The organism is Microbacterium trichothecenolyticum, from assembly GCF_000956465.1.
In the GTDB taxonomy this organism is placed as follows: domain Bacteria; phylum Actinomycetota; class Actinomycetes; order Actinomycetales; family Microbacteriaceae; genus Microbacterium; species Microbacterium trichothecenolyticum.
In genome coordinates this window covers 99,765-122,689 of sequence record NZ_JYJA01000034.1, presented here as the reverse complement: position 1 = coordinate 122,689, position 22,925 = coordinate 99,765, and the positions used below count along the sequence as shown (strand labels likewise).

21 protein-coding genes are annotated in these 22,925 nt (G+C 70.3%); 17 read left to right on the top strand and 4 right to left on the bottom strand.

Annotated features, from left to right (window positions below):
- Positions 1-42 precede the first annotated feature (42 nt).
- The gene (locus RS82_RS10185; RefSeq protein WP_045298990.1) at positions 43-1,380 is read left to right on the top strand and encodes a class II 3-deoxy-7-phosphoheptulonate synthase; all 1,338 of its coding nucleotides are present in this window, start codon (positions 43-45) and stop codon (positions 1,378-1,380) included.
- A gap of 77 nt (positions 1,381-1,457) precedes the next feature.
- On the opposite strand, the gene pknB is transcribed toward RS82_RS10185, so the two are convergent.
- Both pknB and RS82_RS10175 read right to left on the bottom strand, forming a co-directional pair.
- Complete coding sequence (pknB, locus tag RS82_RS10180) at positions 1,458-3,413, bottom strand: Stk1 family PASTA domain-containing Ser/Thr kinase (protein WP_045298988.1); 1,956 nt, start codon at positions 3,411-3,413, stop codon at positions 1,458-1,460.
- A gap of 80 nt (positions 3,414-3,493) precedes the next feature.
- Positions 3,494-4,642, bottom strand: a complete 1,149-nt coding sequence (locus tag RS82_RS10175) for a LysM peptidoglycan-binding domain-containing protein (protein WP_045299194.1) — start codon at positions 4,640-4,642, stop codon at positions 3,494-3,496.
- A 215-nt stretch (positions 4,643-4,857) separates the two neighbouring features.
- On the opposite strand from RS82_RS10175, the gene RS82_RS10170 reads away from it, so the two are divergent.
- Positions 4,858-5,208 carry an Rv2175c family DNA-binding protein gene (locus RS82_RS10170; RefSeq protein WP_045298986.1) on the top strand — a complete coding sequence of 117 codons (351 nt, stop codon included), beginning with the start codon at positions 4,858-4,860 and terminating at the stop codon, positions 5,206-5,208.
- A gap of 28 nt (positions 5,209-5,236) precedes the next feature.
- On the opposite strand, the gene RS82_RS10165 is transcribed toward RS82_RS10170, so the two are convergent.
- Complete coding sequence (locus tag RS82_RS10165) at positions 5,237-6,283, bottom strand: polyprenyl synthetase family protein (RefSeq protein ID WP_045299191.1); 1,047 nt, start codon at positions 6,281-6,283, stop codon at positions 5,237-5,239.
- 111 nt (positions 6,284-6,394) lie between these two features.
- On the opposite strand from RS82_RS10165, the gene RS82_RS10160 reads away from it, so the two are divergent.
- From RS82_RS10160 to RS82_RS10110, 11 genes are all read left to right on the top strand, one after another.
- On the top strand, positions 6,395-6,760 hold the full coding sequence (locus tag RS82_RS10160; protein WP_045298985.1) for a DUF3040 domain-containing protein: 366 nt from the start codon (positions 6,395-6,397) through the stop codon (positions 6,758-6,760).
- Between the two features lie 196 nt (positions 6,761-6,956).
- On the top strand, positions 6,957-7,388 hold the full coding sequence (gene mraZ, locus RS82_RS10155; protein WP_045298983.1) for a division/cell wall cluster transcriptional repressor MraZ: 432 nt from the start codon (positions 6,957-6,959) through the stop codon (positions 7,386-7,388).
- A 106-nt stretch (positions 7,389-7,494) separates the two neighbouring features.
- On the top strand, positions 7,495-8,463 hold the full coding sequence (gene rsmH / locus RS82_RS10150) for a 16S rRNA (cytosine(1402)-N(4))-methyltransferase RsmH (RefSeq protein ID WP_045298980.1): 969 nt from the start codon (positions 7,495-7,497) through the stop codon (positions 8,461-8,463).
- Complete coding sequence (gene ftsL / locus RS82_RS10145) at positions 8,460-9,056, top strand: cell division protein FtsL (RefSeq protein ID WP_045298978.1); 597 nt, start codon at positions 8,460-8,462, stop codon at positions 9,054-9,056. The genes rsmH and ftsL overlap by 4 nt, the downstream gene beginning before the upstream one ends.
- A gap of 68 nt (positions 9,057-9,124) precedes the next feature.
- Positions 9,125-10,909 (top strand): peptidoglycan D,D-transpeptidase FtsI family protein, encoded by a 1,785-nt coding sequence (locus RS82_RS10140; protein ID WP_045298976.1) that lies wholly within the window; start codon positions 9,125-9,127, stop codon positions 10,907-10,909.
- Positions 10,910-10,935: 26 nt separating this feature from the next.
- Entirely contained in the window at positions 10,936-12,351 is a 1,416-nt protein-coding gene (locus RS82_RS10135; protein WP_045298974.1) for a UDP-N-acetylmuramoyl-tripeptide--D-alanyl-D-alanine ligase, read from the top strand.
- Complete coding sequence (gene mraY / locus RS82_RS10130; protein ID WP_045298971.1) at positions 12,348-13,460, top strand: phospho-N-acetylmuramoyl-pentapeptide-transferase; 1,113 nt, start codon at positions 12,348-12,350, stop codon at positions 13,458-13,460. The genes RS82_RS10135 and mraY overlap by 4 nt, the downstream gene beginning before the upstream one ends.
- Positions 13,457-15,040, top strand: a complete 1,584-nt coding sequence (gene murD / locus RS82_RS10125) for a UDP-N-acetylmuramoyl-L-alanine--D-glutamate ligase (RefSeq protein WP_045298969.1) — start codon at positions 13,457-13,459, stop codon at positions 15,038-15,040. The genes mraY and murD overlap by 4 nt, the downstream gene beginning before the upstream one ends.
- Entirely contained in the window at positions 14,961-16,265 is a 1,305-nt protein-coding gene (gene ftsW, locus RS82_RS10120; protein WP_045298967.1) for a putative lipid II flippase FtsW, read from the top strand. Before murD ends, ftsW begins: the two co-directional genes overlap by 80 nt.
- A gap of 117 nt (positions 16,266-16,382) precedes the next feature.
- Positions 16,383-17,468, top strand: a complete 1,086-nt coding sequence (locus RS82_RS10115) for a UDP-N-acetylglucosamine--N-acetylmuramyl-(pentapeptide) pyrophosphoryl-undecaprenol N-acetylglucosamine transferase (RefSeq protein WP_045298964.1) — start codon at positions 16,383-16,385, stop codon at positions 17,466-17,468.
- Between the two features lies 1 nt (position 17,469).
- A complete protein-coding gene (locus RS82_RS10110; RefSeq protein WP_045298962.1) occupies positions 17,470-17,874 on the top strand; it encodes a hypothetical protein in 405 nt (134 codons plus the stop codon).
- On the opposite strand, the gene RS82_RS10105 is transcribed toward RS82_RS10110, so the two are convergent.
- Positions 17,875-18,252: a GntR family transcriptional regulator gene (locus tag RS82_RS10105; protein ID WP_045298960.1), complete on the bottom strand. Its 378-nt coding sequence runs from the start codon at positions 18,250-18,252 to the stop codon at positions 17,875-17,877.
- Positions 18,253-18,426: 174 nt separating this feature from the next.
- Here RS82_RS10105 and murC point away from each other — a divergent pair, with 174 nt between their 5' ends.
- From murC to RS82_RS10085, 4 genes are all read left to right on the top strand, one after another.
- The gene (gene murC, locus RS82_RS10100; protein WP_045298958.1) at positions 18,427-19,851 is read left to right on the top strand and encodes a UDP-N-acetylmuramate--L-alanine ligase; all 1,425 of its coding nucleotides are present in this window, start codon (positions 18,427-18,429) and stop codon (positions 19,849-19,851) included.
- Between the two features lie 7 nt (positions 19,852-19,858).
- A complete protein-coding gene (locus tag RS82_RS10095; RefSeq protein ID WP_045298957.1) occupies positions 19,859-20,878 on the top strand; it encodes an FtsQ-type POTRA domain-containing protein in 1,020 nt (339 codons plus the stop codon).
- Positions 20,879-21,054: 176 nt separating this feature from the next.
- On the top strand, positions 21,055-22,209 hold the full coding sequence (gene ftsZ / locus RS82_RS10090; RefSeq protein ID WP_045298955.1) for a cell division protein FtsZ: 1,155 nt from the start codon (positions 21,055-21,057) through the stop codon (positions 22,207-22,209).
- Entirely contained in the window at positions 22,210-22,896 is a 687-nt protein-coding gene (locus tag RS82_RS10085; protein ID WP_045298953.1) for a YggS family pyridoxal phosphate-dependent enzyme, read from the top strand.
- The last annotated feature ends 29 nt before the right edge of the window (positions 22,897-22,925 follow it).

The window sequence follows — 22,925 nt, the reverse complement described above, 5'->3', positions numbered from 1 at the left end:
ACGCGGCGCCGGTGGCCTGCGTCCCGCGGCTAGACTCGGGGGATGCTCCAGCACCTCGACGCACTCGACCATTGGCGGACCCTGCCCATCAAGCAGCAGCCGCAGTGGTATGACGCGGACGCAGTGGCTGAGGCATCCGCCGAACTGGCCACCCTGCCGCCCCTCGTCTTCGCCGGTGAGGTGGACAACCTCCGCGACCGCCTCGCGCGTGCCGCGTCGGGCAAGGCCTTCCTCCTGCAGGGCGGCGACTGCGCCGAGACCTTCGCAGGCGCGACCGCCGAGCAGATCCGCAACCGCATCAAGACGGTGCTGCAGATGGCCGTCGTGCTCACTTACGGCGCCTCGATGCCCGTCGTCAAGATGGGCCGTATGGCGGGGCAGTTCGCCAAGCCTCGCTCGAGCGACACCGAGACGCGCGGCGACGTGACTCTCCCGGCGTACCGCGGCGACATCGTCAACGGCTACGACTTCACGGAGCACTCGCGCCGCGCCGACCCCCAGCGACTGCTGAAGGGCTACCACACGGCCGCGTCGACCATCAATCTGATCCGCGCCTTCACGACGGGTGGTTTCGCCGACCTCCGCGAGGTGCACTCCTGGAACAAGGGCTTCGCGTCGAACCCCGCCAACCAGCAGTACGAGCGTCTCGCGACCGAGATCGACCGCGCCATCAAGTTCATGGAGGCCGCCGGCGCCGACTTCGACGAGCTGAAGCGCGTCGAGTTCTACACCGGCCACGAGGGCCTGCTCATGGACTACGAGCGGCCCATGACGCGCATCGACTCGCGCACGAACACGCCGTACAACACGTCGGCGCACTTCCTGTGGATCGGCGAGCGCACCCGCGAACTCGACGGCGCGCACGTCGACTACTTCTCGAAGATCCGCAACCCCATCGGCGTGAAGCTCGGCCCCACCACGTCGCCCGACACGGCGCTCGCACTCATCGACAAGCTCGACCCGAACCGCGAGCCCGGCCGTCTCACGTTCATCACGCGCATGGGCGCCGGCAAGATCCGCGACGCGCTGCCGCCGCTGCTGGAGGCCGTGAAGGACTCGGGCGCGACCCCGCTGTGGGTGACCGACCCGATGCACGGCAACGGCATCACGACGCCCACCGGCTACAAGACGCGTCGCTTCGACGACGTCGTCGACGAGGTGCGCGGCTTCTTCGAGGCTCACCGCGCGGTCGGCACGTTCCCCGGCGGCATCCACGTCGAGCTCACCGGTGACGACGTCACCGAGTGCCTCGGCGGGTCCGAGCAGATCGACGAGGCCACCCTCGCGACCCGCTACGAGTCGCTGTGCGACCCGCGCCTGAACCACATGCAGTCGCTCGAGCTCGCATTCCTCGTCGCCGAGGAGCTCGAGAAGCGTTGACGCGGCTCGGGTCAGCCTGACACGAAGAAGATCCCGGATGCCTCGACCCGAGGCATCCGGGATCTCTCTGTTCTGCGTCAGAGCGCGGCGGCTATGCGCAGCGAGATGACGGTTCCCTTCGGCTCCATGTCGCCGGCGTCCGGCTTCTGGGACTCGACCTTGGTGAACGGATCGGGGAACGCGTCCCAGCGGTCGTCGTAGTCGATGGAGAAGCCGGCGTTCGCGGCGGCCTGTCGGGCCTCGGCGAGAGTCATGCCCGCGAAGTCGGGGACCTCGAACAGCGCCGGACCGGTCGACACGACAAGGGTGACGGTGTCGCCGGGGGCGAGCCAGGTGCCGTCCTCCTTGCCGAGGACGCGGATCACGCGCTCGGCCTTGACGGAGTCGCTGGACTCGGTCTGGCTGGGGTCGGCGACGACGAGCCCGAGCCCCTCGAGCGTGCTGCGCGCCTTGCCCTCGCTCTCGCCCGCGACGTTCGGGAGCGGACCGAGCGATACCTGCAGGCGCGCGGTGTCGCCCTGGTGGACGGTGCAGCCGTCCATGCACGCCACATCCTGCGAGCCGTCCTCCGGCGCACCCGCGGGGCGGATGATCACGCCGATCACCACGTCGGGCGCGGCGTCGGTGAAGAACTTCGCGCTCTCGTCGGGCACCGAGACGGACTGGGCCTGGAGCGCTGCGCGCGCGTCGGCGTCGGGCATTCCCGAGAACGACGCGAACGTCGCCTCCTGCGGGCCGAGCGAGACGTAGACGTTCACCTCGGCGCCCTTGTCGACGCGGGTGCCGCCGCCGGGGTCGCTGCGGATGACCTGACCGGTCGCGACCTCGAGGCTGTACTCGCCCTGCTGCACGGCGACGAGGGAGTCCTCCTGAAGACGTGCGGATGCCTCGTCGAAGGTCATGCCCGTGACGTCGGCGACGGCGACCATCGACCCCGGTCCGGACCCGAACCACCACCCGAGCCCGCCTGCGAGCGCGGCGAGCACGAGCACGAGGACGATGAGCCAGCCGCCACGGGACCGGCGGCGCTGCGTGGCGCGGCGGAGCCGGCCGGCGTTGTCGACCTCCGCCATCGTCGCGACGGGTCCGGTCGGCGTTGCGGGGAGCACCGCTGTGAGCTCGCCGGTGGCTGCGACGTCGTCGCGGACGATGCCGATGGGCCCGGTGCGTGCGACGACGGGGGAGATGCCCAGCTCGCGCTCGATGTCATGCAGGCGCTGCAGCATCTCGCGCGCGTCGACGGGCCGTTCGTCGGGCGACTTCTCGGTCGCCCACAGCACGAGCTCGTCGAGCGGCTCGGGAACGCCCGGGTTCTTCACGCTCGGCCGGGGCACCGAGTCGGTGGCGTGCTGGAATGCGATCTGCATCGGCTGCTCGCCCTTGTAGGGCTGCTCGCCGGTGAGCATCTCGTACAGCATGATGCCGATGGCGTAGATGTCGCTGCGGGCGTCGGCGGTGCCGCGCGTGACGAGCTCGGGCGCGAGGTAGGCGATCGTGCCGAGCAGCTGCGCGCCCGATGCGGTGTTCGCGGTCGTCGCACGGGCGAGGCCGAAGTCGCCGATCTTGATGCGCCCGTCCTCGGCGAGGAGCACGTTCTCGGGCTTGACGTCGCGGTGCACGATGCCGGCCTTGTGCGCGGCGGCGAGTCCCGAGAGCACGGCGTCGAGGATCGACACCGCCTGCGGGATCGTCAGCCGGCGCTGCTCGCGCAGGAGCTCGCGCAGCGTGATGCCGGGCAGATACTCCATGACGAGGTACGCCATGTCGCCGTCCTGGCCCTGATCGAACACGTTGACGACGTGCGGATCGGCGAGGCGGGCGGCCGCGCGGGCCTCCTGGATGAACCGGCTCTGGAAGACCGTGTCATCGCTCAAGTGCGAGTGCATGACCTTGAGCGCGACCCGCCTCTCGAGGCGCAGATCGGTCGCCACGTACACCGTGGCCATGCCGCCGCGGGCGATGCGAGCACGCACCCGGTACCGGCCGTCGACGAGACGGCCGATCAGCGGGTCCGTCTGCTGACTCGTGCTCACCCTGAGAGTCTACGGATCCGTGCCTGCGAGCCGGCGGAGCGGCTCACCCGGCGAGACCGCATTGTGACGGATGCCTCGGCTCAGCCGAGCGCGGCGAGCCACGAGTGGGCCGGGGCCTCCCACTTCGCGTACGCGTCCGGGTAGGCCGAGATCTGCACGGCCTGCGCGGCCTGCGTGAAGGTCAGGCTCTCCCAGCCGGGGATGTCGAGCAGCCCGCGTGTGCGTGATCCGTTCGGGTCGCCGGCGCCGCCGAAGAAGGCACGCGTAGCACGGGCGGCATCCTGCACCTCCGCAGCGGTGCCCCAGCCGTGACTGGGACGCTGCTGGAACAGTCCGAGCGAATCGCGGTCGCCCCAGGTCACATTGCGCAGCGACGATTCCTGCATCGCGGTGCCCAGGGCGATGGCGATGCCGCGGTCCGAGACGCCGAGTTCCCGGCCGATGCGGACGATCAGCTGCGCGTTGGCGACCTGCTCGGCCGTGAGGCCGGGCGCCGACGGCGCCGAGCCCGGGATCTTGATGGTCTGCCCGGGGTAGATGATCGACGACCAGCCGAGGCCGTTGGCCGAGAGCACCGCGTTCGTCGTCACGCCGTACCGCTTCGCGATCGAGCTGATCGTCTCGCCGGCCGCGATGGTGTGCGAACCGCCCGCCGACGTGTTCGGCGCGGGAGCGGGTGCGGGGGCAGGCGCCGGAGCGGGGACGGATGCCGCGGGCGCGGCCGCGCCGGGGATCTTGATGGTCTGCCCGGGGTAGATGATCGACGACCAGCCGAGGCCGTTGGCGGCCAGCACCGCGTTCGTCGTGATGCCGTGGCGCGTGGCGATCGCGCTGACCGTGTCGCCCCGCTGCACGGTGTACGTGCCCGTGGCCGGGGCGGGTGCCGGCGCGACCGGCGCCGGTGCGGCGGCGGCCGCACTGAGCTTGAGCACCTGGCCGGGGTAGATCGTCGACGACCAACCGAGGCCGTTGAGGGCGAGCACGTCGCTGGTACGGAGCCCGAACCGCGCCGCGATGCGGCTCACGGTGTCTCCACGCTGCACCGTGTAGGTCGCGGGCACGGCCTCGGCGGTCACTCTGACGGTCGGCAGCGCGGCGACGCGAGGGACGCTCACCGCGGTCGCGCCGAACGTGCGCGGCACGCTCAGGGGCGCAGCATCCGTCGTCGCCGCATGGGCGGGAACCGCCGACAGCGTCAGCGCGATCGACCCCGCGACGGCCACCGGCACACCGGTGAGGAGCGCGCGCGACGGGATGCCGGTCTGGTGGACACGATTCCTGGTACTGCGGACCTGTCGCACGAGTTTCCCCCCTCAGTCGACTCCGAGAACCGTGTCACGGATGTTTATTGGTGTCAACAGGTGTTAATAGGAGAGGTTTCTGTTACTGGTGTGGCCAGAGTGCGGTGGACGAGTGGCCGATCCGATCTGAGATAGTTGGTTTCGTGACCCCTGACGCCGCTTCGCGCTTCGAGACCGATTGGCTCACTCTGCCCGACCTCGTGGAGGTGCTCGGCGAACCGCTCGGCCGCGTGCGCCGGCTGCTCGACGAGTACTACCTCGTCGGATCCAAGCGCGACGGTGTCCTCAAGGTTCCCTCCGTCTTCGTGGTCGACGGTCACCCGCTGTCGTCGCTGCGAGGCACGGTCATCGTGCTGCACGACGGCGGCTTCTCCGACGACGAGGCGATCGACTGGCTGCTGTCTCCCGAGGAGTCTCTGGGCCATGCCCCGATCGAGTCGCTCCTCGCCGGGCGCAAGAGCGAAGTCCGCCGCGTCGCCCGCACGCTGGCCTGACGCCGGCGAGCTCAGGCTCCGGATCCGCTCAGGTCGTTCGGACGGTCGCGGCGCGTGCGAGGTCGCGCAGCTCTCCGACGGCCGCGTTGCCCAGCCGCGCCCCCGACAGTGCGCGATCGGCCTCGTGCGCGTAGTCGGCGATGAGCCGCTCGACGCGGTCGAGCGCGCCGGTGTCGACGATCGTCCGCTGGAGTGACGCCACTTGATCGGCGTCGAGATCGGGGTCGCCGACGAGCTCGTCGACGATGCGGCGCGCGGTGGGCGCCAGAGCCTCCCGCGCGTACGCGATGAGCACGGTGCGCTTGCCCTCGCGCAGGTCGTCGCCGGACGGCTTGCCGGTCGCGGCCTCGTCGCCGAACACGCCGAGCACGTCGTCGCGCAGCTGGAACGCCATGCCCAGCGGATGCCCGAACGCGGCCAGCGCCGCCGTCTGCGCAGCATCCGCTCCCGCGAGGGCCGCCCCGATCGCGAGCGGCTGCTGCACGCTGTAGCGCGCAGATTTGAAGGACGCCACGCGGAGCGCCCGTTCGGCGTGCCGGTCGTCGGGCTCGCTCGCGAACGCGGACTCCTCGGCGACGTCGAGGAACTGCCCGAGGGTGACCTCGCGGCGCATCAGCGCGTACTGGCCCCGCGCGGCGGCGGCGCGTTCGGCCGAGGTCTCGGCGAGCCCCTCCTCGAGGAGGTCGTCGCTCCACGCGACGAGCAGATCGCCGAGCAGGATCGCCCCCGAGCGGCCGAAGGCGTCTGGATCGCCGAGCCAGCCCGAGCCGCGGTGCCCCGCCTCGAGGGCGCGATGCGCCGACGGGCGGCCACGGCGGGTGTCGGAGTTGTCGATCAGGTCGTCGTGGACGAGGGCCGCGGCATGGAACACCTCGAGGGAAGCGGCCGCGGCGATGACCGCCGCCGGCGGCTCGCCGGCCGGGCCCGCGGCCTCCTCCACTGCCCTCCACCCGGAGAGGCAGAAGCGTCCGCGAAGACGCTTTCCGCCGGTGACGGCTTCCGCCCCTGCAGCGACGAATCGCGCCGCTTCGGGGCCCGCATCGGCCACACCTCCGCGTTGAGCCGAGACGAACATGTCCACTCGCTGGGAAATGGCTTCGATCGGCTCAAGAGGGGCGGACACGGGCCTAGCCTAGTGAGGAACGGCACGCGTACAATCGAGCCACCGAAGTACAGAGGGGGAAGCATGCCACTCTCCGAACAGGAGCAGCGCCTGCTGGACGAGATGGAACGTCATCTCATGCGCAACGACGCGGACGTCGTCAGCGCGCCCCGCGATGGACGCACTCTGAGCTATCGCAACATCGTCTACGGCACGATCCTCGTGCTGCTGGGGCTCGGCGGTCTCATCGTCGGGGTGTCGCAGCAGCTGATCGTCGTCGGCGTCATCGGTTTCGTCGTGATGCTGGGTGGAGTCCTCCTCGCCGTCACGCCGGGCCGCGGTCCCGGCAAGATGCGCGTCGAGCCCGAGCGACCCGCCAAACCCCAGAACAGCTCTTCGTTCATGGACCGCATGAACGACCGCTGGGACAAGCGGCAGGAGGAGCGCTGAGCGTCCCCGCCGCCTGAATCGGCACGAGAAGCACCGACCTTAGGGTCGGTGCTTTTTTGTTGCCCGCGCAGCCCCTTCATCCCGCCGCGCAGGGGCGCGGGGGAGTGTCACATCACAGATCGATAGCAAAGTGGAGGAGAGTGGAGTAAAGTGGCGCACATCCCGGGGGGCCGGATGAAGGGGGTGTGATGTACCGATGCTTTTGGGCACGCACACACCCAAGCTCGATGACAAAGGACGCGTCATCCTCCCGGCGAAGTTCCGCGACGACCTTGGTGGGGGTGTCGTCGTGACGCGCGGGCAGGATCGCTGCCTGTACGTATTCAGCGAGAAGGAGTTCGAGCGGGTGCACGACCGCATCCGCGAGGCGCCTCTTGCGAACAAGCAGGCGCGCGACTTCCTGCGCATGTTCCTCTCCGGCGCGAGCGCCGAGAAGCCCGACGGTCAGAACCGCATCACCATCCCCCCTCCGCTGCGCGCATACGCCGGCTTGGAGCGCGACCTCGTCGTCACCGGCGTAGGCGCCCATGCAGAGATCTGGGACGCCACGGCGTGGAACACCTACGCCGAGGCCAACGAAGAGAGCTACGCCGAGCTGGAGCAGGAGGTGATTCCGGGCCTGTTCTGAGCCCTCGGCCGTGACTCCCAGCTGCTCGTGCCCTGTCGCCACTTCCCCGGTGCCAGGTCGGAGCGGATGGGGATCAGGGCCTGGGGACCAGGACCGCCAGGCGATCATGAATCTTCGCGACATCCACACCCCTGTCATGCTCGAGCGCTGCATCGAGCTGCTCGCTCCCGCGCTCGAGCGCGACGGCGCCGTCTTCGTCGACGCCACGCTCGGCATGGGCGGGCACTCCGAGGCGTTCCTGCAGCGCTTCCCGAAGCTCCAGCTCGTCGGCCTCGACCGCGACACCGACGCCCTCCGCATCGCGGGGGAGCGCCTCGCTCCGTTCGGCGACCGCGTGCATCTCGTGCACACCGTCTACGACGGCATCGCAGATGCGGTGACCGCGAGCGGGTTCGCCGCGGCCGACGGCATCCTCTTCGATCTGGGCGTCTCGTCGCTGCAGCTCGACGTCCCGGGCCGCGGCTTCGCGTACGCGCAGGATGCGCCGCTCGACATGCGCATGGACCAGTCGGCGGGCACGACGGCAGCCGACATCCTCGCCACCTACGGCGAGGGCGACCTGCGGCGCATCTTCGAGCGCTACGGCGAGGAGAAACTCGCCGGTCGCTACGCCCGCGCGATCATCGCCGCACGTGCCGAGTCGCCCATCGAGCGATCGGGCCGGCTCGTCGAGATCCTGCAGGCGGCGACTCCGGCCGCCGTGCAGCGCACCGGCCACCCTGCCAAGCGTGTGTTCCAGGCGCTGCGCATCGAGGTCAACCGCGAGCTGTCGGTGCTCGAGCGGGCGGTGCCCTCGGCACTCGGCATCCTGCCGGTCGGCGGCCGCATCGTCGTCCTGTCGTACCAGTCCCTCGAGGATCGCCTCATCAAGCGCGCGTTCGCCGACGCGTCGGCGTCGACCGCGCCCAAGGGGCTGCCCGTCGAGCTGCCCGAGCACGCCCCCAAGTTCCGACTGCTCGTCAAAGGCGCCGAGCTCGCCACCGACGAGGAGCGCGCGGTCAACCCGCGCGCGACGCCGGTGCGCCTGCGAGCCGCTGAGCGCGTGAGGCCCGAGCACGCGGAGGGTGCCGCATGAGCACGATCGCGAACGCCACGACCGGCCTCGGTCGGGCCGTCGCCCCGGAGAGGACGGATGCCCCGCGCCGCCGACTGCGGGTAGTCGACGCACCGGCCCGCCGGCGCCGCCCGAAGCTCTTCTACGGCATCGTCGCGGTGCTGGGGGCTTTCCTCATCGGCGCCGCCCAGATGTCGCTGTCGATCATGACGACGCAGGGGACGTACGAGATCGCCGCCCTGACGAAGGAGCAGCGCGACCTCACCTACGAGAAGCAGATCCTCTACGACGACGTCGCAGGGCTCAGCTCGCCGCAGTACCTGGCCGCGAACGCGGCGGCGCTCGGCATGGTCATCAACGAGGCGCCCAGCTATCTGCGGCTGAGCGACGGCGCGATCCTCGGTCCGTCCGAGGTCGCCATGGGCACTTCGTCGGTCGACGCCATCGGCCGCGGATCCGTGCCCAACGCGCTCATCACGAACACGCCCCTGGTCACCGTGCCCGACGCGACGATCGACGGTCTGCCGGTCGAGGTCGCCGAGACGCCCGACGGCGGAGTCGGCAACACTCCGCCTCCGCTCACGGACGGACTGCCCACCCCGAGCACACACTGAAGCGACGACGCCGAGCCGAGAACCGATCGAGACGCCCCACTGCACGAGGCGCAGAGCACGAGACGCAGATGACGACACGAAGCACGAGAAGTCCCCGCCGCCGCACCGTGGTGGCCCTCGCCGTCGTCCTGGCCGTCCTCGCCGGATTCATCGTCCGCCTCGTCGACATCCAGGTCGTGAACGCCGACGATCACATCAAGGACTCCCTCGACGTCGCCTTCGCCGGAGAGCAGAAGCTCTACGGCACGCGCGGCTCGATCGTCGACACGAACGGGCAGACCCTGGCGGGCAGCATCCTTCGCTACGACTGCCAGCTGTCTCCGCTGCTCATCACCCAGATCGACGAGCAGGTGCTCTCGGGCGACTCCGATGAACGGCTGTGGGCGGACGTGTCGAACGACGTGGCCGAGATCACCGGCCAGACTCCCGAGGAGGTCCGTGCGATCGTCGGCACCGCTCTCGCGGAGGATCCCAACTCGCAGTACGCGGTGCTCAAGAAGGGCGTGTCGACCGAGCAGTTCCGAGCCCTGGCCGACCTCAAGACCCCCTACATCGCGTGTGTCTCGCACCCTGCGCGCACGTACCCCGACGGCGCGGTCGCCGGCAACCTCATCGGCTTCGTCGGCTCCGACGGCACGCCGCTCGAGAGCCTCGAGCAGTCGCAGAACGCCTGCCTCGCGGCGACCGACGGCACGCGGACGTACGAGAAGGGCAAGGACGGCGTCGTCATCCCGGGCACCGAGCTGGAGACGCCCGCGACGGACGGCGGCACGCTGCAGCTGACGATCGACCGCGACCTGCAGTGGTACATGCAGCAGCTCATCGCCGAGCAGACGCAGACGATGGCCGCGCAGCGCGGTGCGATCCTCGTCTACGAGGTGAAGACCGGCAAGGTGCGCGCGGCCGCCGAGTATCCGACCGTCGACCCCAACGACTTCGAGGCCGCAGCGGTGAAGGATCGCACGAGCAGCATCTTCACCGACTGGTTCGAACCCGGATCGACTTTCAAGGGCCTCACCGCGGCGACGGTCATCGATGCCGGGGGGCAGACACCGACCTCGACCGTGGTCGCCTCCAGCCTCGAGAACTTCGACGGGGGCGCGCGCGTGCGCGACTCGTTCCAGCACCCGGCCTACACCTACACGCTCACCGGCGTGCTCATCGACTCCTCGAACGCGGGCATCTCGAAGTTCAGCCAGAAGGTGGACAAGCAGACGCGCTACGACTACTTCAAGAGGTTCGGCATCGGCGACGGCACGGCCTCGGGGTATCCCGGTGAGGGCCAAGGCCTCATCTACCCCGCGGACCAGTGGGGCGCGCAGACCACCCTCAACACCTCGTTCGGCCAGGGCGTCACGACCACCATGCCCGAGCTCGCGCGCGCGTACGGCGCGATCGTGAACGGCGGCGTGAAGATGCCGCTGCAGATCATCGAGTCGTGCACCAAAGCGGACGGCACCGTCGTCGAGCCCGAGGTGGCGGAGCCCGAACGGGTCATCAGCGAGGGCACCTCCGCGCAGATGCGCGAGATGCTCGAGAACGTGTTCCTGCAGGCGCCCTACGCCAAGACGGTCGCCATCCCCGGCTACCGCCTCGGCGGCAAGACGGGTACCGGTGAGAAGAGCGACGGCCAGGGCAACTACAAGGCCGGCGTGTACTACACGACGATGGTCGGCTTCGCGCCCGCCGACGACCCCCAGTACGTCGTCGTCGTCACCCTCGACGAGCCGACGAAGGTAACATCGTCTGCGGCCAACGCGACCGCGTTCCAGAAGGCCATGACCCAGGTTCTCAAGACCTACCGCGTCATGCCCTCGACGACGTCGCCGGAGCTGCTGCCCAAGTTCGGGTAGTGTCCCGAGCTTCCGGAGTTCCCCACATGATCGCGCTCAACATCGCCCAGATCGCCCACGCCGTTTCGGGCGAAGTGCACCTCGAGAACGGCGACACCCTCGACACCGTCGTGTCGGGGGCCGTCGACACCGACTCCCGCCTCATCGAACCCGGCGGCGTCTTCGTCGCGAAGCCGGGCGAAGAGACCGACGGGCACCTGTTCGTCGACGCGGCCGTCGAGAGGGGCGCCGCCCTGGCCCTCGTCGAGCGGCGGGTCGAGGCATCCGTCACCCAGATCCTCGTGCCCGACGTCGTCGAGGCGATCGCCGCCCTCGCACGCGAGGTGGTGAAGACGGTGAAGGATGCCGGAGACCTGCGCGTCGTCGGCATCACCGGGTCGAACGGCAAGACGACGACGAAGAACCTGCTCGCCCGGATCCTCGAGGGCGAGGGTGAGACCGTCTCGCCGAAGGCGTCGTTCAACAACGAGGTCGGCGCGCCCCTCACGATGCTTCGCGTCACCGGCACCACGAAGTACCTCGTGAGCGAGTTCGGCGCGAGCGCGCCCGGCGAGATCGCCCGCCTCGCCGGACTCGTCGACCCCGAGGTCGGCGTCGTGCTGATGGTCGGTATGGCGCACGCGGGCGGCTTCGGCGGGATCGAGGCGACCTTCCACGCGAAGTCGGAGCTCGTGCGCGCGTTGAGCGCCGGGGGAGTGGCGGTGCTCAACGCCGACGACGCGCGCGTCGCCGCGATGGCGCCCATCGCCGCCGAGCAGGGCGCGAGCGTGCGCTGGTTCGGCCGCGGTCCCACCGCCACGGATGTGCGCGCCGACGACGTCGTGGTCACGGCATCCGGAACCTCGTTCACGGTGACCGCCGACGGCGTCTCGCTGCCGCTGCGCCTGCGGGTGCTGGGCGAGCATCATGTCATGAACGCGCTGGCGGCGATCGCCGCCGCGACGACCTTCGGGGTCTCGCTCGCCGACGCCGTCGCGCGCCTGGAGACCGTCGAGATCGCCGAGCGGTGGCGCATGCAGCCCCTCGGCTCGGAGCGCGTGCGCATCATCAACGACGCCTACAACGCCAGCCCCGACTCGATGGCGGCGGCTCTGCGCACCCTCGCGCAGATCACCGGCCCCGATGAGCGCACCGTCGCCGTGCTCGGCGCGATGAGCGAGCTCGGCGAGTACGCCGAGGAGGAGCACGACCGGGTCGGCCTGCTCGCAGTGAGACTCGGCATCCAGCGCATCGTCGTCGTGGGCGACCCGGCACGCCGTATGTTCCTCGAGGCCGTCGCACAGGGCTCGTGGGACAACGAGGCCGTCTTCTTCTCGACCGCCGACGAGGCGTTCGACTATCTGCAGGGTGAGCTGCGCGACGGCGACCGCGTGCTGGTGAAGTCGTCGAACTCCGCCGGGCTCCGGTTCCTCGGCGATCGTCTGGGAGAATCGTTCTCGTGAGATCACTCCTTACCGCGGCGGCGATCTCGCTGGCATTCACCCTCTTCCTCACTCCCGTGTTCCTGCGGCTCTTCCGCAAGTGGGGCTGGGGTCAGGTGATCCGGACACCGGAAGACATCCGCAACCCCAACCACCAGACCAAGCGCGGCACGCCCACGATGGGCGGCACGATCTTCATCGTCGGCACGATCGTCGGCTACCTGGTCGGGTGCTACGTCGGCAACAACCCGCCGACCGTCTCGGGCCTGCTCGTGATCTGGATGATGGTCGGGCTCGGCGCCGTCGGCTTCATCGACGACTACATGAAGGTGCGCCAGCAGAAGTTCATGGGCCTGAGCGGCTGGCGCAAGGTCGCCGGTCAGGTCGCGGTCACCGTGCCATTCGGCATCGTCGCGCTGAACTTCCCCAACCAGTTCGACCAGACCCCCGCCTCGCCGTACATCTCGGTGTTCCGCGACGTGCCGGCCCTGGGCTTCATGACGCTCGGGCTCATCATCGGCTGGATCCTTTACCTCGCGTGGATCACGTTCATCGGCGTCGCCTTCTCCAACAGCACGAACGTGACCGACGGCCTCGACGGCATGGCCGCCGGCGCGGCGATCTTCGTCGTCGGCGCCTACAGCCTCATCGCCTTCTGGCAGTTCAATCAGGCGTGCTGGGGCGGCGACGCCCTCGCGGCGGCGGCGAAGGCCGCGTGCTACCCGACGCGTGATCCGTTCGACCTCGCGATCATCTCGGCGTCCTTCGTGGGCGCGCTCGTCGGCTTCCTGTGGTGGAACGCCCCCAAGGCCAAGGTCTTCATGGGGGACGTGGGATCGATGGCCATCGGCGGCGTCATCGCCGCGATGGCGATCCTCACCCGCACCGAGCTGCTCGCCGTGCTGGTCGCCGGCGTCTTCATCATCGGCCCCGGCTCGGTGATCCTGCAGCGCCTCTACTTCAAGATCACGCGCGGCAAGCGCCTGTTCCTCATGAGCCCGTTCCACCACCACCTCGAGCTGCGAGGGTGGTCGGAGGTCACGATCGTCGTGCGCATGTGGATCATCGCCGGCCTCCTGGCGGTGTCGGGCGTCGGATTCTTCTACGTCGAATGGCTCTCTCGCACATGACCTCGGACCGCCTCCGCGCCCTCACCAGCTGGAACGCCGACTGGAAGGGCCTGCGGGTCGCCGTGCTCGGCCTGTCGGTCACCGGCTTCTCCGTCGCCGACACCCTCGCCGAGCTCGGCGCCGACGTTCTCGTCGTGACCGAGAAGGCCGACGAGGAGTACGAGCGCCTCCTGCCCGTCATCGGCGCACGCCTGTGGACCGGCTCGTTGGATTCGCCTCCCGCCGAGCTCATCGAGTTCGCGCCCGAGGTCGTCGTGGCGTCGCCCGGCTTCGCGCCGAGGCATCCGCTCATCGCGTGGGCGCGCGAGAACGACATCGCGCTGTGGGGCGACGTCGAGCTCGCGTGGCGCGTGCGCGACAAGGTGGTGAGGGCCGACGGCAGACCCGCCGACTGGATCCTCATCACCGGCACCAACGGCAAGACCACCACCACGCGGCTGACGGCGACCATGCTCGTCGCGGGCGGCGTGCGCGCAGCTCCCGTCGGCAACATCGGCACGCCGGTGCTCGACGCGGTGCGCGACCCTGACGGCTTCGACGCACTCGTGGTCGAGCTGTCGAGCCACCAGCTCTGGTACCTCGGACTGCAGGACTCGCCCGACCCGCTGTCGCCGCACGCGGCCGTGTGCCTCAACCTCGCCGACGACCACCTCGAGTGGCACGGCTCGTTCGAGGAGTACCGCGCGGCGAAGGCGCACGTGTACGACAACACGCGCGTCGCGTGCGTCTACAACAAGGCGGATGCGGCCACCCAGGCGATGGTCGAGGACGCCGAGGTCGTCGAGGGCGCCCGCGCCATCGGCTTCGACCTGGGCGTGCCCGGCCCGAGCGACCTCGGCGTCGTCGAGGGCATCGTCGTCGACCGCGCGTTCCTCGAGGACCGGCACAAGAGCGCCCTGGAGCTCACGACGGTCGAGGAGCTCGCCTCCCTCGGGCTCGCGGCGCCGCACATCGTCGCCAACATCCTGGCCGCGGCAGCGCTCGCACGGTCGCTGGATGTCGCGCCCACGGCGATCCGGGATGCGCTGCGCGGCTTCCGCCTGGACCCGCACCGCATCGAGGTCGTCGCGCGCCACGAGGGCGTCACCTGGGTCGACGACTCCAAGGCCACCAACCCCCACGCCGCGGCGTCGTCGCTCGCGGCGTATCCCGGCGCCGTGTGGGTCGTCGGGGGGTTGCTCAAGGGCGTCGACATCTCCGAGCTCGTCGCCGGACGCGGAGCGACCGCGAAGGCGGCGATCGTGATCGGCCTCGACCGCGCCGCGGTCGTCGCCGCGTTCGAGCGACACGCGCCGACGGTGCCGGTGTTCGAGGTGCACGCCGATGAGACTGAAGTGGTCATGGCGCAGGTCGTCGAACTGGCGGCAGGGGTGGCGCGTGACGGGGACGTTGTTCTTCTCGCTCCCGCTGCCGCATCCTTCGACCAGTTCGCATCGTACGCGGACCGCGGCCGCAGATTCGCTGCGGCGGTGAGGGATCGGATCGGAACGGAGGACCCGGGTGACCACGACGCAGCCACCGCGGGCCCGGACGACACGCCCCGCTCCGACGACGTCGGCGACGACGACGACCGAGGCTGACAGGCCCGCGCGACGCGGCCTCGCTGCTCGCGTGTCGCTCGGGCGCGTGTTCGCCCCCGTGCCGAGCGAGTTCCTGCTCATCGCCTCGACGACGCTGCTCCTGACGGTCTTCGGCCTCGTGATGGTGCTCTCGGCGACCTCCGCGACGGCGACGGCCGCCGGTGAGGCTCCGTGGGAGATGGTGCTCAAGCAGGTCGTGTTCGCGGTGATCGGCGTCCCGTTGATGTTCATCGCGAGCCGCCTGCCGGTGGCGTTCTGGAAGAAGATGGCGTGGCCGGCGCTCATCTTCGGCGTCGCGTTCCAGCTCCTGGTGTTCACGCCCCTCGGCCACGGCGCCGACGGGAACCGCAACTGGATCACGATCGCGGGTTTCCAGGCGCAGCCGTCGGAGTTCCTGAAGCTCGGTCTGGCGCTGTGGGTGGCATACGTCCTCTTCCGCAAGCGCACGCTGCTCACGAAGTGGCAGCACGTGTTCATCCCGCTCGTGCCGGTGGCAGGCCTCGCGATCGCGACGGTGCTGGCCGGCGACGACCTCGGCACGGCGATGATCCTCGTGCTCATCGTGCTGGGCGCCCTGTTCTTCTCGGGAGTGAAGCTGCGCATCTTCGTCCTGCCCGCGATCGCCGCGGCGGGCGCGGTCGCGTTCCTCGCGGTGACGAGCCCGGACCGCATGCGCCGGTTCATGAGCTTCCTCAACCCGAACTGCCTCGACGACTACTTCAACGACTGCTATCAGCCGCTGCACGGCATCTGGGGCCTTGCAAGCGGCGGGATCTTCGGTCTCGGCCTCGGCAACTCGCGCGAGAAGTACGACTGGCTGCCCGCGGCCGCGAACGACTACATCTTCGCGATCGTCGGTGAGGAGCTCGGCCTCATCGGCTGCGCCGTCGTGCTGGCCCTCTTCGCCCTGTTCGCCGTCGGCGCCTTCCATGTCATCCGCAAGACCGACGACCCGTTCGTGCGCATCGCCGCCGGCGGCATCACCGTGTGGATCGTCGGGCAGGCGCTGATCAACATCGGCGTCGTGCTGCGCGTCTTCCCGGTGCTCGGCGTGCCGCTGCCGTTCATGTCGCAGGGTGGCACCTCGCTGCTGTCGGTGCTGCTGGCGTGCGGGGTGCTGCTGGCGTTCGCGCGATCACTGCCGGCATCCGTCGCGCGACGTGAGGCCGCCATCGCCTCGGCGCGCGCGGCGCGAGAGCGCGCGAAGCTCCACGCCGTCCGCTGACGTCAGGGCTTCGGATCCGGGTTTGGGGCGCGATTTCTTCGTTGGGGCGGAGTTACTGCGCCCCAACGGAGAGAGTGCGCCCCAAACCCGTCGCGCCGGGCCGGATAGGCTCGGGGAGTGACGACGTACCTTCTTGCCGGCGGCGGCACCGCCGGACACGTCAACCCGCTCCTGGCTGTCGCCGACGCGCTGCGCGCCCGCGACCCCGAGGCCGAGGTGCTCGTGCTCGGCACCCGCGAGGGGCTCGAGGCGCGGCTCGTGCCCGAGCGCGGCTACGAGCTGCTGTTCGTCGACAAGGTGCCGTTCCCGCGCCGCCCGAACAAGGCGGCCGCCACGTTCCCGGCGCGCTTCCCCCGCGCGATCTCACAGGTGCGCGCACACATCGCACAGCGCGGCGTCGACGTGCTCGTCGGCTTCGGCGGCTACGCGTCGGCCCCGGCGTACGTCGCGGCACGGCGCGAGAACGTGCCGTTCGTCGTGCACGAGGCCAATGCCCGCCCGGGCCTCGCGAACGTGCTCGGCGCCCGCCGCGCGGCCGGTGTCGGCGTGGCCTTCGAGGGCACGCCACTCAAGCGCTCGAAGGTCGTGGGGATGCCGTTGCGTCGGGAGATCGTGGCGCTCGACCGCGCCGCGCTGCGCGACGAGGCGGCCGCGTACTTCGGACTCGATCCGGCGAAGCCGGTGCTCCTGGTCTTCGGCGGCTCGCTCGGCGCCCAGCGCCTGAACGCCGCCTTCGGCGAAGGGCACGGCGAGGGCTGGCGTGCCGTGCTCGACGCCGGCTGGCAGCTGCTGCACGTCACCGGCGAGCGCTCCGAGCTCGTCGACCCCGGCGCGCCGGGCTATGTCGTCCGCCGCTACGTCGACCGCATGGACCTCGCGTTCGCTCTCGCCGACTTCATCGTCTCGCGCGCCGGTTCGGCCACGGTCAGCGAGATCAGCGCACTGGGCATCCCGACCGCCTACGTGCCCTACGCCGTGGGCAACGGCGAGCAGGCGCTGAACGCCTCCTCTGCGGTCCGCGCCGGCGCGGCGATCCTGATCCCGGATGCGGAGTTCACGGGCGATCGCGTGCGGTCCGAGGTCGTGCCGCTCCTGGTCGATGAGACCCGCCGCGTGGCGATGGCGGCGGCCGCGACATCCGTCGGCACCCGCACCGGAACCGAGAACGTCGTCGCGATGATCGACGACGCGCTGCGCGACTGAGATGCGTGTCGTCGCGGCTCTGCTGAGCGCGCTGTGCGCACTGGCGCTGAGCGGTTGCACGGCCGGCCCGGGTGCGCCGAAAGGCGGGCCCACGCCGCAGGCGTTCCTCGGCCGCGAAGAGCTCCCGGCCTGCGGCACCGTCGAGCTCGATCAGGGCGAAGAGGTTCCGACCGGCGACATCGCGTGCCTCGAGGAGGCTTCCGTCGCCGGCGCGGAGCTGGCGGTGACCCGACCGACCACGGAGGGCGACCCGTTCACGGCGTACTACCGCGTGCTCCCTGGCGGCGGGTGGGAGATCTACACCGACATGACGCAGGATCGCTACGGCGAGGGCTGGTGGCTCGACGAGTGCCCCGACGCCCTCTCGATGACCCAGCTGGGGGAGTGCACCAGCACGCGGCTGTGATCAGGCTCCCGCGGTCGCGGACCCGGGCGCACGCAGCGCAGCAGTGACGACGGCGAGCGCCTCCTCGGCGTCGAGATGCAGGTCGCGAACCTGCGCGGCGAACGCCGCCGCGGCGCGCTGCAGCTGCTGACGGGCGGGGTCGGCGTCGAAAGCGACGAACGTGCCGTTGCGGCCGCGGGTCTCGATGATTCCGGATGCCTCGAGCTCGCGGTACGCGCGGGCGACCGTGCCCGGTGCGACACCCAGGTCTTCGGCGAGGCGGCGCACCGTGGGCAGCCGCGTGCCCGCGGCGAGTTCGCCGGACGCGACCGCGTCGACGAGCCCCGTGCGCAGCTGCTCGAACGGCGGGAGAGGGGAGGACGGGTCGATGACGATCATGCGGGTGCTCCTCCCGACGTGAGTGCCTCGAACGACATCTCGAACTCGCTGGTCATGACTTCGATTGTGTCGCCGTCTGTATCAATGTGTCAACACAAAGCAGTGCGTCGGCGCCGAGCGGCCCCAGCGTGCCGGGGCCGCGGCATCCGCCCGCCAACTTAGACTTGACCGGTCATGATCAGACCCGATCTCAGTCTTCCCATTCCCGACGACATCACGGCCGCCCATTTCATCGGAATCGGCGGATCCGGCATGTCGGGGCTCGCCCGCATGTATCTGGAGCGCGGGATCCGCGTCTCGGGATCCGACCGCGCCGACAGCACGGCGCTGCGCGAGCTCGCGGAGCTCGGCGCCACCGTCTACGTCGGGCACGACGCGTCGAACCTCGCCGACGATGTCGACACCGTCGTGCACACGGGCGCGATCTGGCCCGAGAACCCCGAGTTCGTGCTCGCCAAAGAGCGCGGGCTGCACGTCATACACCGGTCGCAGGCGCTGTACTGGCTGATCGGCGGGCGTCGGCTCGTCTCGGTCGCCGGTGCTCACGGCAAGACCACGTCGACCGGCATGATCGTCACCGCCCTCCGCGACCTGGGCGTCCAGCCGACCTTCGTGAACGGCGGCGTCATCGCCCAGTTGGGTGTGTCCAGCGGCAGCGGCTCGGACGAGCTCTTCGTCATCGAGGCCGACGAGTCCGACGGCACGTTCCTGCTGTACGACACGTCGATCGCGCTCATCACGAACGTCGATCCCGACCACCTCGACCACTGGGGCACCCGCGACGCGTTCTACGCCGCGTTCGCCCGGTTCGCGAACGAGGCGCGCGAGGCGGTCGTCATCTCGTCCGACGACGCGGGTGCGCAGCTCGTCGCCGCACAGCTCACCCACCGGCACGTCATCACCTTCGGCGAGGCCGCAGACGCGACGGTGCGCGTGAGCGACATCGTCACCGACGGACCCGTCTCGTTCCGCATCACGCACGACGGGGTCGCCGTCGACGCGCAGCTGCCGGTTCCCGGGGCCCACAATGCGATCAATGCCGCGGGCGCGGTCGCCGTGCTCCTCACGCTCGGCCACGCCCTCGAGCCCGCGGTCCGCGCGGTCGAGGGCTTCGCCGGCACCGTCCGCCGCTTCGAGCTGCACGGCGTCGAGCGGGGCGTCAGCGTCTTCGACGACTACGCCCACCACCCGACCGAGGTCGCCGCCGCCCTCGCCGCGGCTCGGTCGGTCGTCGGCGACGGACGCCTCATCGCGATCCAGCAGCCGCACACCTACTCGCGCACGCAGGAGATGTACCGCGAGTTCGCCGAGGTGCTCGAGCGGTACGCCGACCACACCGTCATGCTCGACGTCTACGGCGCCCGGGAGGACCCCGTGCCCGGAGTCACCGGCGAGCTCGTGAGCGCGGCCTTCGCAGACCCGTCGCACGTGCACTACGTCCCCGACTGGCAGGAGGCCGCGGACTACACGGCCTCGGTCGCGCGCGACGGCGACTACGTCATCACCCTCGGCTGCGGCAACGTGTACCTCATCATCCCGCAGGTGCTCGAGGCCCTCGCCCACGAGGACTCCGCCCGTCAGACGAGCACGGCGAAGTAGCAGCCGCATGCGCCGCCCGTCGCCGTTGCCGCAGCCGCCGGTCGCCTCGCGCGGCACGGCGGAGAAGGCCGCGCCGACGCGCACGCAGCGTCCCATCGAGGAGTCCGCCGCCACGCGGGCACCGGCGGCACGTCGGCGGGACGAGCCGGCGCCCGACGAGAACCCCACGGCCCCCGTCATCCCGCTGGCGTCGCCGACGCCGCTGCGCGACGCGAAGCCCACCCCCGATTCGACGACGGCCGACGCGGGAACGGATGCTGCGCAGGTGGGCTTCCGCGAGGTGTGGAGTGCCGCCCACGCCCGGCGCAAGGCGCTGCGCGCCGAGATCCGCCGCTTCACCGTGCGCCAGCGACGCCGGCGCGCGGTGTGGTTCGGTGCGGCGGCATCCGTCCTCCTCCTCGCCCTCGGCACGCTCGGCGCCGCGTACAGTCCGCTGTTCGGGGTGGAGAAGATCACTGTGGTCGGTGCGCAGGAGCTCGTTGCCGGCGACGTCAGCGCCGCGCTGTCCGGTCAGCTCGGCACGCCGCTGCCGCTGGTCGACGAGAGCGCCATCAAGGCCGAGCTCGTCGCGTTCCCGCTCATCGAGACCTACGCCCTCGAGGCGCGACCGCCGCACGAGCTGGTGGTGCGGATCGTCGAGCGCACGCCGATCGGGCTGATCGAGACGCGTGCGGGGTACACCCTCGTCGACGCGGCGGGCGTGGCGCTGTCGACGACGGCGACGCCGAGCGCCGGCACTCCCGTGCTCACGATCACGGGTGGCGTGGACTCCGACGCGTTCGCCGCGGCCGGTCAGGTGATGCGCTCGCTGCCCGACGCGATCCGTGCGCAGGTGACGGGGGTCACGGCATCCACCCCCGACGACGTGACGCTCGAACTCGGCGGCACGAACACGCAGGTCGTGTGGGGGAGCGCGGAGGATTCGGCGAAGAAGGCCCTCGCCCTGAACAAGATCATGGCGGCGCGCCCGCCTGCCGACGTGTTCTCGTACGACGTCTCATCGCCGGACGCCGTCGTCGTCCGCTGACGCGCAACGCCCTCCGACGCGACTTCGAGTACCAGATGGCGCGACACGCCGACTCGCTCCGAGCTCGCGCGCGGCATCGGCCTACTTTCGTGACAAAGGAATTGCATACCGGGCAATTCTTTATACCTCTACTAGAGGTTGAAGGTTTCGACAGGTCCAGGGCTACGGAGGCCGGCATGAGCCAGAACCAGAACTACCTCGCCGTCATCAAGGTGGTCGGCGTCGGCGGCGGCGGCGTGAACGCGGTCAACCGCATGATCGAGCTCGGCCTGCGGGGCGTCGAGTTCATCGCCATCAACACCGACGCCCAGGCGCTGCTCATGAGCGACGCCGACGTCAAGCTGGATGTCGGGCGCGAGCTGACCCGGGGGCTCGGTGCAGGTGCCGACCCCGAGGTGGGGCGCCGCGCCGCCGAGGACCACGCGGAGGAGATCGAGGAGGCGCTGCGCGGCGCAGACATGGTCTTCGTCACCGCGGGCGAGGGCGGCGGCACCGGCACCGGCGGCGCGCCGGTCGTGGCCAAGATCGCGAAGTCGATAGGAGCACTCACGATCGGTGTCGTGACGAAGCCCTTCTCCTTCGAGGGCCGTCGACGCCAGCAGCAGGCAGAGTCGGGCGTCGCGCGCCTGAAGGAAGAGGTCGACACCCTCATCGTGGTGCCGAACGACCGCCTGCTCGAGATCAGCGACCGCGGCATCTCGATGATCGAGGCGTTCGCCACCGCCGATCAGGTGCTCCTCGCCGGTGTGCAGGGCATCACCGACCTCATCACGACACCCGGTCTCATCAACCTCGACTTCGCCGACGTCAAGTCGGTCATGCAGGGAGCGGGTTCGGCGCTCATGGGCATCGGCTCCGCACGGGGGGCGGATCGCGCCATCAAGGCCGCCGAGCTCGCCGTCGAATCGCCCCTGCTCGAGGCCTCGATCGAAGGCGCGCACGGTGTGCTGCTGTCGATCCAGGGCGGCTCGAACCTCGGCATCTTCGAGATCAACGACGCGGCGCAGCTGGTCAAGGAGGCCGCGCACCCTGAGGCGAACATCATCTTCGGCACGGTCATCGACGACACCCTCGGCGACGAGGTGCGCGTCACCGTCATCGCGGCGGGCTTCGACGGCGGCGAGCCGCAGGCCCGCATCGAGCCGATCACGGCCACGCGCGTCGTCTCCACGCCCGCGCTGCCCGTGACATCGGCCGACGAGGCCGCGAAGGACCGCGATGTCGTCGAGACGCCCCAGCAGGTGCCGGTTGCGGTCGGCGCCGTCACCGAGTCGTCCTACGACACCGCGTTCGGCGACGACGACCTCGATATCCCCGACTTCCTCAAGTAAGTGGGCGACCTCGCCGATCGTCTCGCGACGATCGATGAGCGGATCGCGGATGCCGCGCGCGCGGCGCGCCGTGATCCGTCCGAGCTCACCCGCATCGTCGTGACCAAGTTCCACCCGGCGTCCCTCGTCGAGGAGCTGTACGGGCTCGGCGTGCGCGACGTGGGGGAGAACCGGCAGCAGGAGTTCAGCCGCAAGGCGGCCGAGGTCGGAGCCCTCGCCGGTCTGCGCTGGCACTTCATCGGGCAGGCGCAGACCAACAAGGCGCGCGCGATCCGGGCGGCAGCATCCGTCGTCCATTCGCTGGACCGTTCCCGCCTGGCAGACGCGCTCGACGCCGCGTCCGAGCCGGGAGACGCCGTCCTCGACGTGCTCCTGCAGGTCAACCTCACCGACGACCCCGGCCGTGGCGGCGTCGCCCCTGACGACCTCGAGGCCCTCGCCGCCCACACCGCCGCGCTGCCCTCGCTGCGCGTGCGCGGGGTGATGGCGGTCGCGCCGCTGGACGAGCCGCCCGCTGCGGCGTTCGAGCGGCTGAACCGCCTCGCCGGCGCCGTGCGCGCGGTCGTCCCGGATGCCGAGTGGATCTCCGCCGGCATGACGGCGGACTTCGCCGAGGCCATCGCGGCCGGCGCGACACACCTACGCATCGGTTCGGCAATCACCGGACCCAGACCAGAACGCGGCTAGCCTCGGAACAGATGAGCACTACGGAGGAT

Excerpts from the sequence above, each read along its gene's own strand:
- RS82_RS10185 (WP_045298990.1), top strand. The coding sequence starts at position 43 with ATGCTCCAGCACCTCGACGCACTCGACCATTGGCGGACCCTGCCCATC.
- RS82_RS10165 (WP_045299191.1), bottom strand. The coding sequence starts at position 6,283 with ATGTTCGTCTCGGCTCAACGCGGAGGTGTGGCCGATGCGGGCCCCGAA.
- RS82_RS10160 (WP_045298985.1), top strand. The coding sequence starts at position 6,395 with ATGCCACTCTCCGAACAGGAGCAGCGCCTGCTGGACGAGATGGAACGT.
- mraZ (WP_045298983.1), top strand. The coding sequence starts at position 6,957 with ATGCTTTTGGGCACGCACACACCCAAGCTCGATGACAAAGGACGCGTC.
- rsmH (WP_045298980.1), top strand. The coding sequence starts at position 7,495 with ATGAATCTTCGCGACATCCACACCCCTGTCATGCTCGAGCGCTGCATC.
- ftsL (WP_045298978.1), top strand. The coding sequence starts at position 8,460 with ATGAGCACGATCGCGAACGCCACGACCGGCCTCGGTCGGGCCGTCGCC.
- RS82_RS10140 (WP_045298976.1), top strand. The coding sequence starts at position 9,125 with ATGACGACACGAAGCACGAGAAGTCCCCGCCGCCGCACCGTGGTGGCC.
- RS82_RS10135 (WP_045298974.1), top strand. The coding sequence starts at position 10,936 with ATGATCGCGCTCAACATCGCCCAGATCGCCCACGCCGTTTCGGGCGAA.
- murD (WP_045298969.1), top strand. The coding sequence starts at position 13,457 with ATGACCTCGGACCGCCTCCGCGCCCTCACCAGCTGGAACGCCGACTGG.
- RS82_RS10110 (WP_045298962.1), top strand. The coding sequence starts at position 17,470 with ATGCGTGTCGTCGCGGCTCTGCTGAGCGCGCTGTGCGCACTGGCGCTG.
- RS82_RS10105 (WP_045298960.1), bottom strand. The coding sequence starts at position 18,252 with ATGATCGTCATCGACCCGTCCTCCCCTCTCCCGCCGTTCGAGCAGCTG.
- murC (WP_045298958.1), top strand. The coding sequence starts at position 18,427 with ATGATCAGACCCGATCTCAGTCTTCCCATTCCCGACGACATCACGGCC.
- RS82_RS10095 (WP_045298957.1), top strand. The coding sequence starts at position 19,859 with ATGCGCCGCCCGTCGCCGTTGCCGCAGCCGCCGGTCGCCTCGCGCGGC.
- ftsZ (WP_045298955.1), top strand. The coding sequence starts at position 21,055 with ATGAGCCAGAACCAGAACTACCTCGCCGTCATCAAGGTGGTCGGCGTC.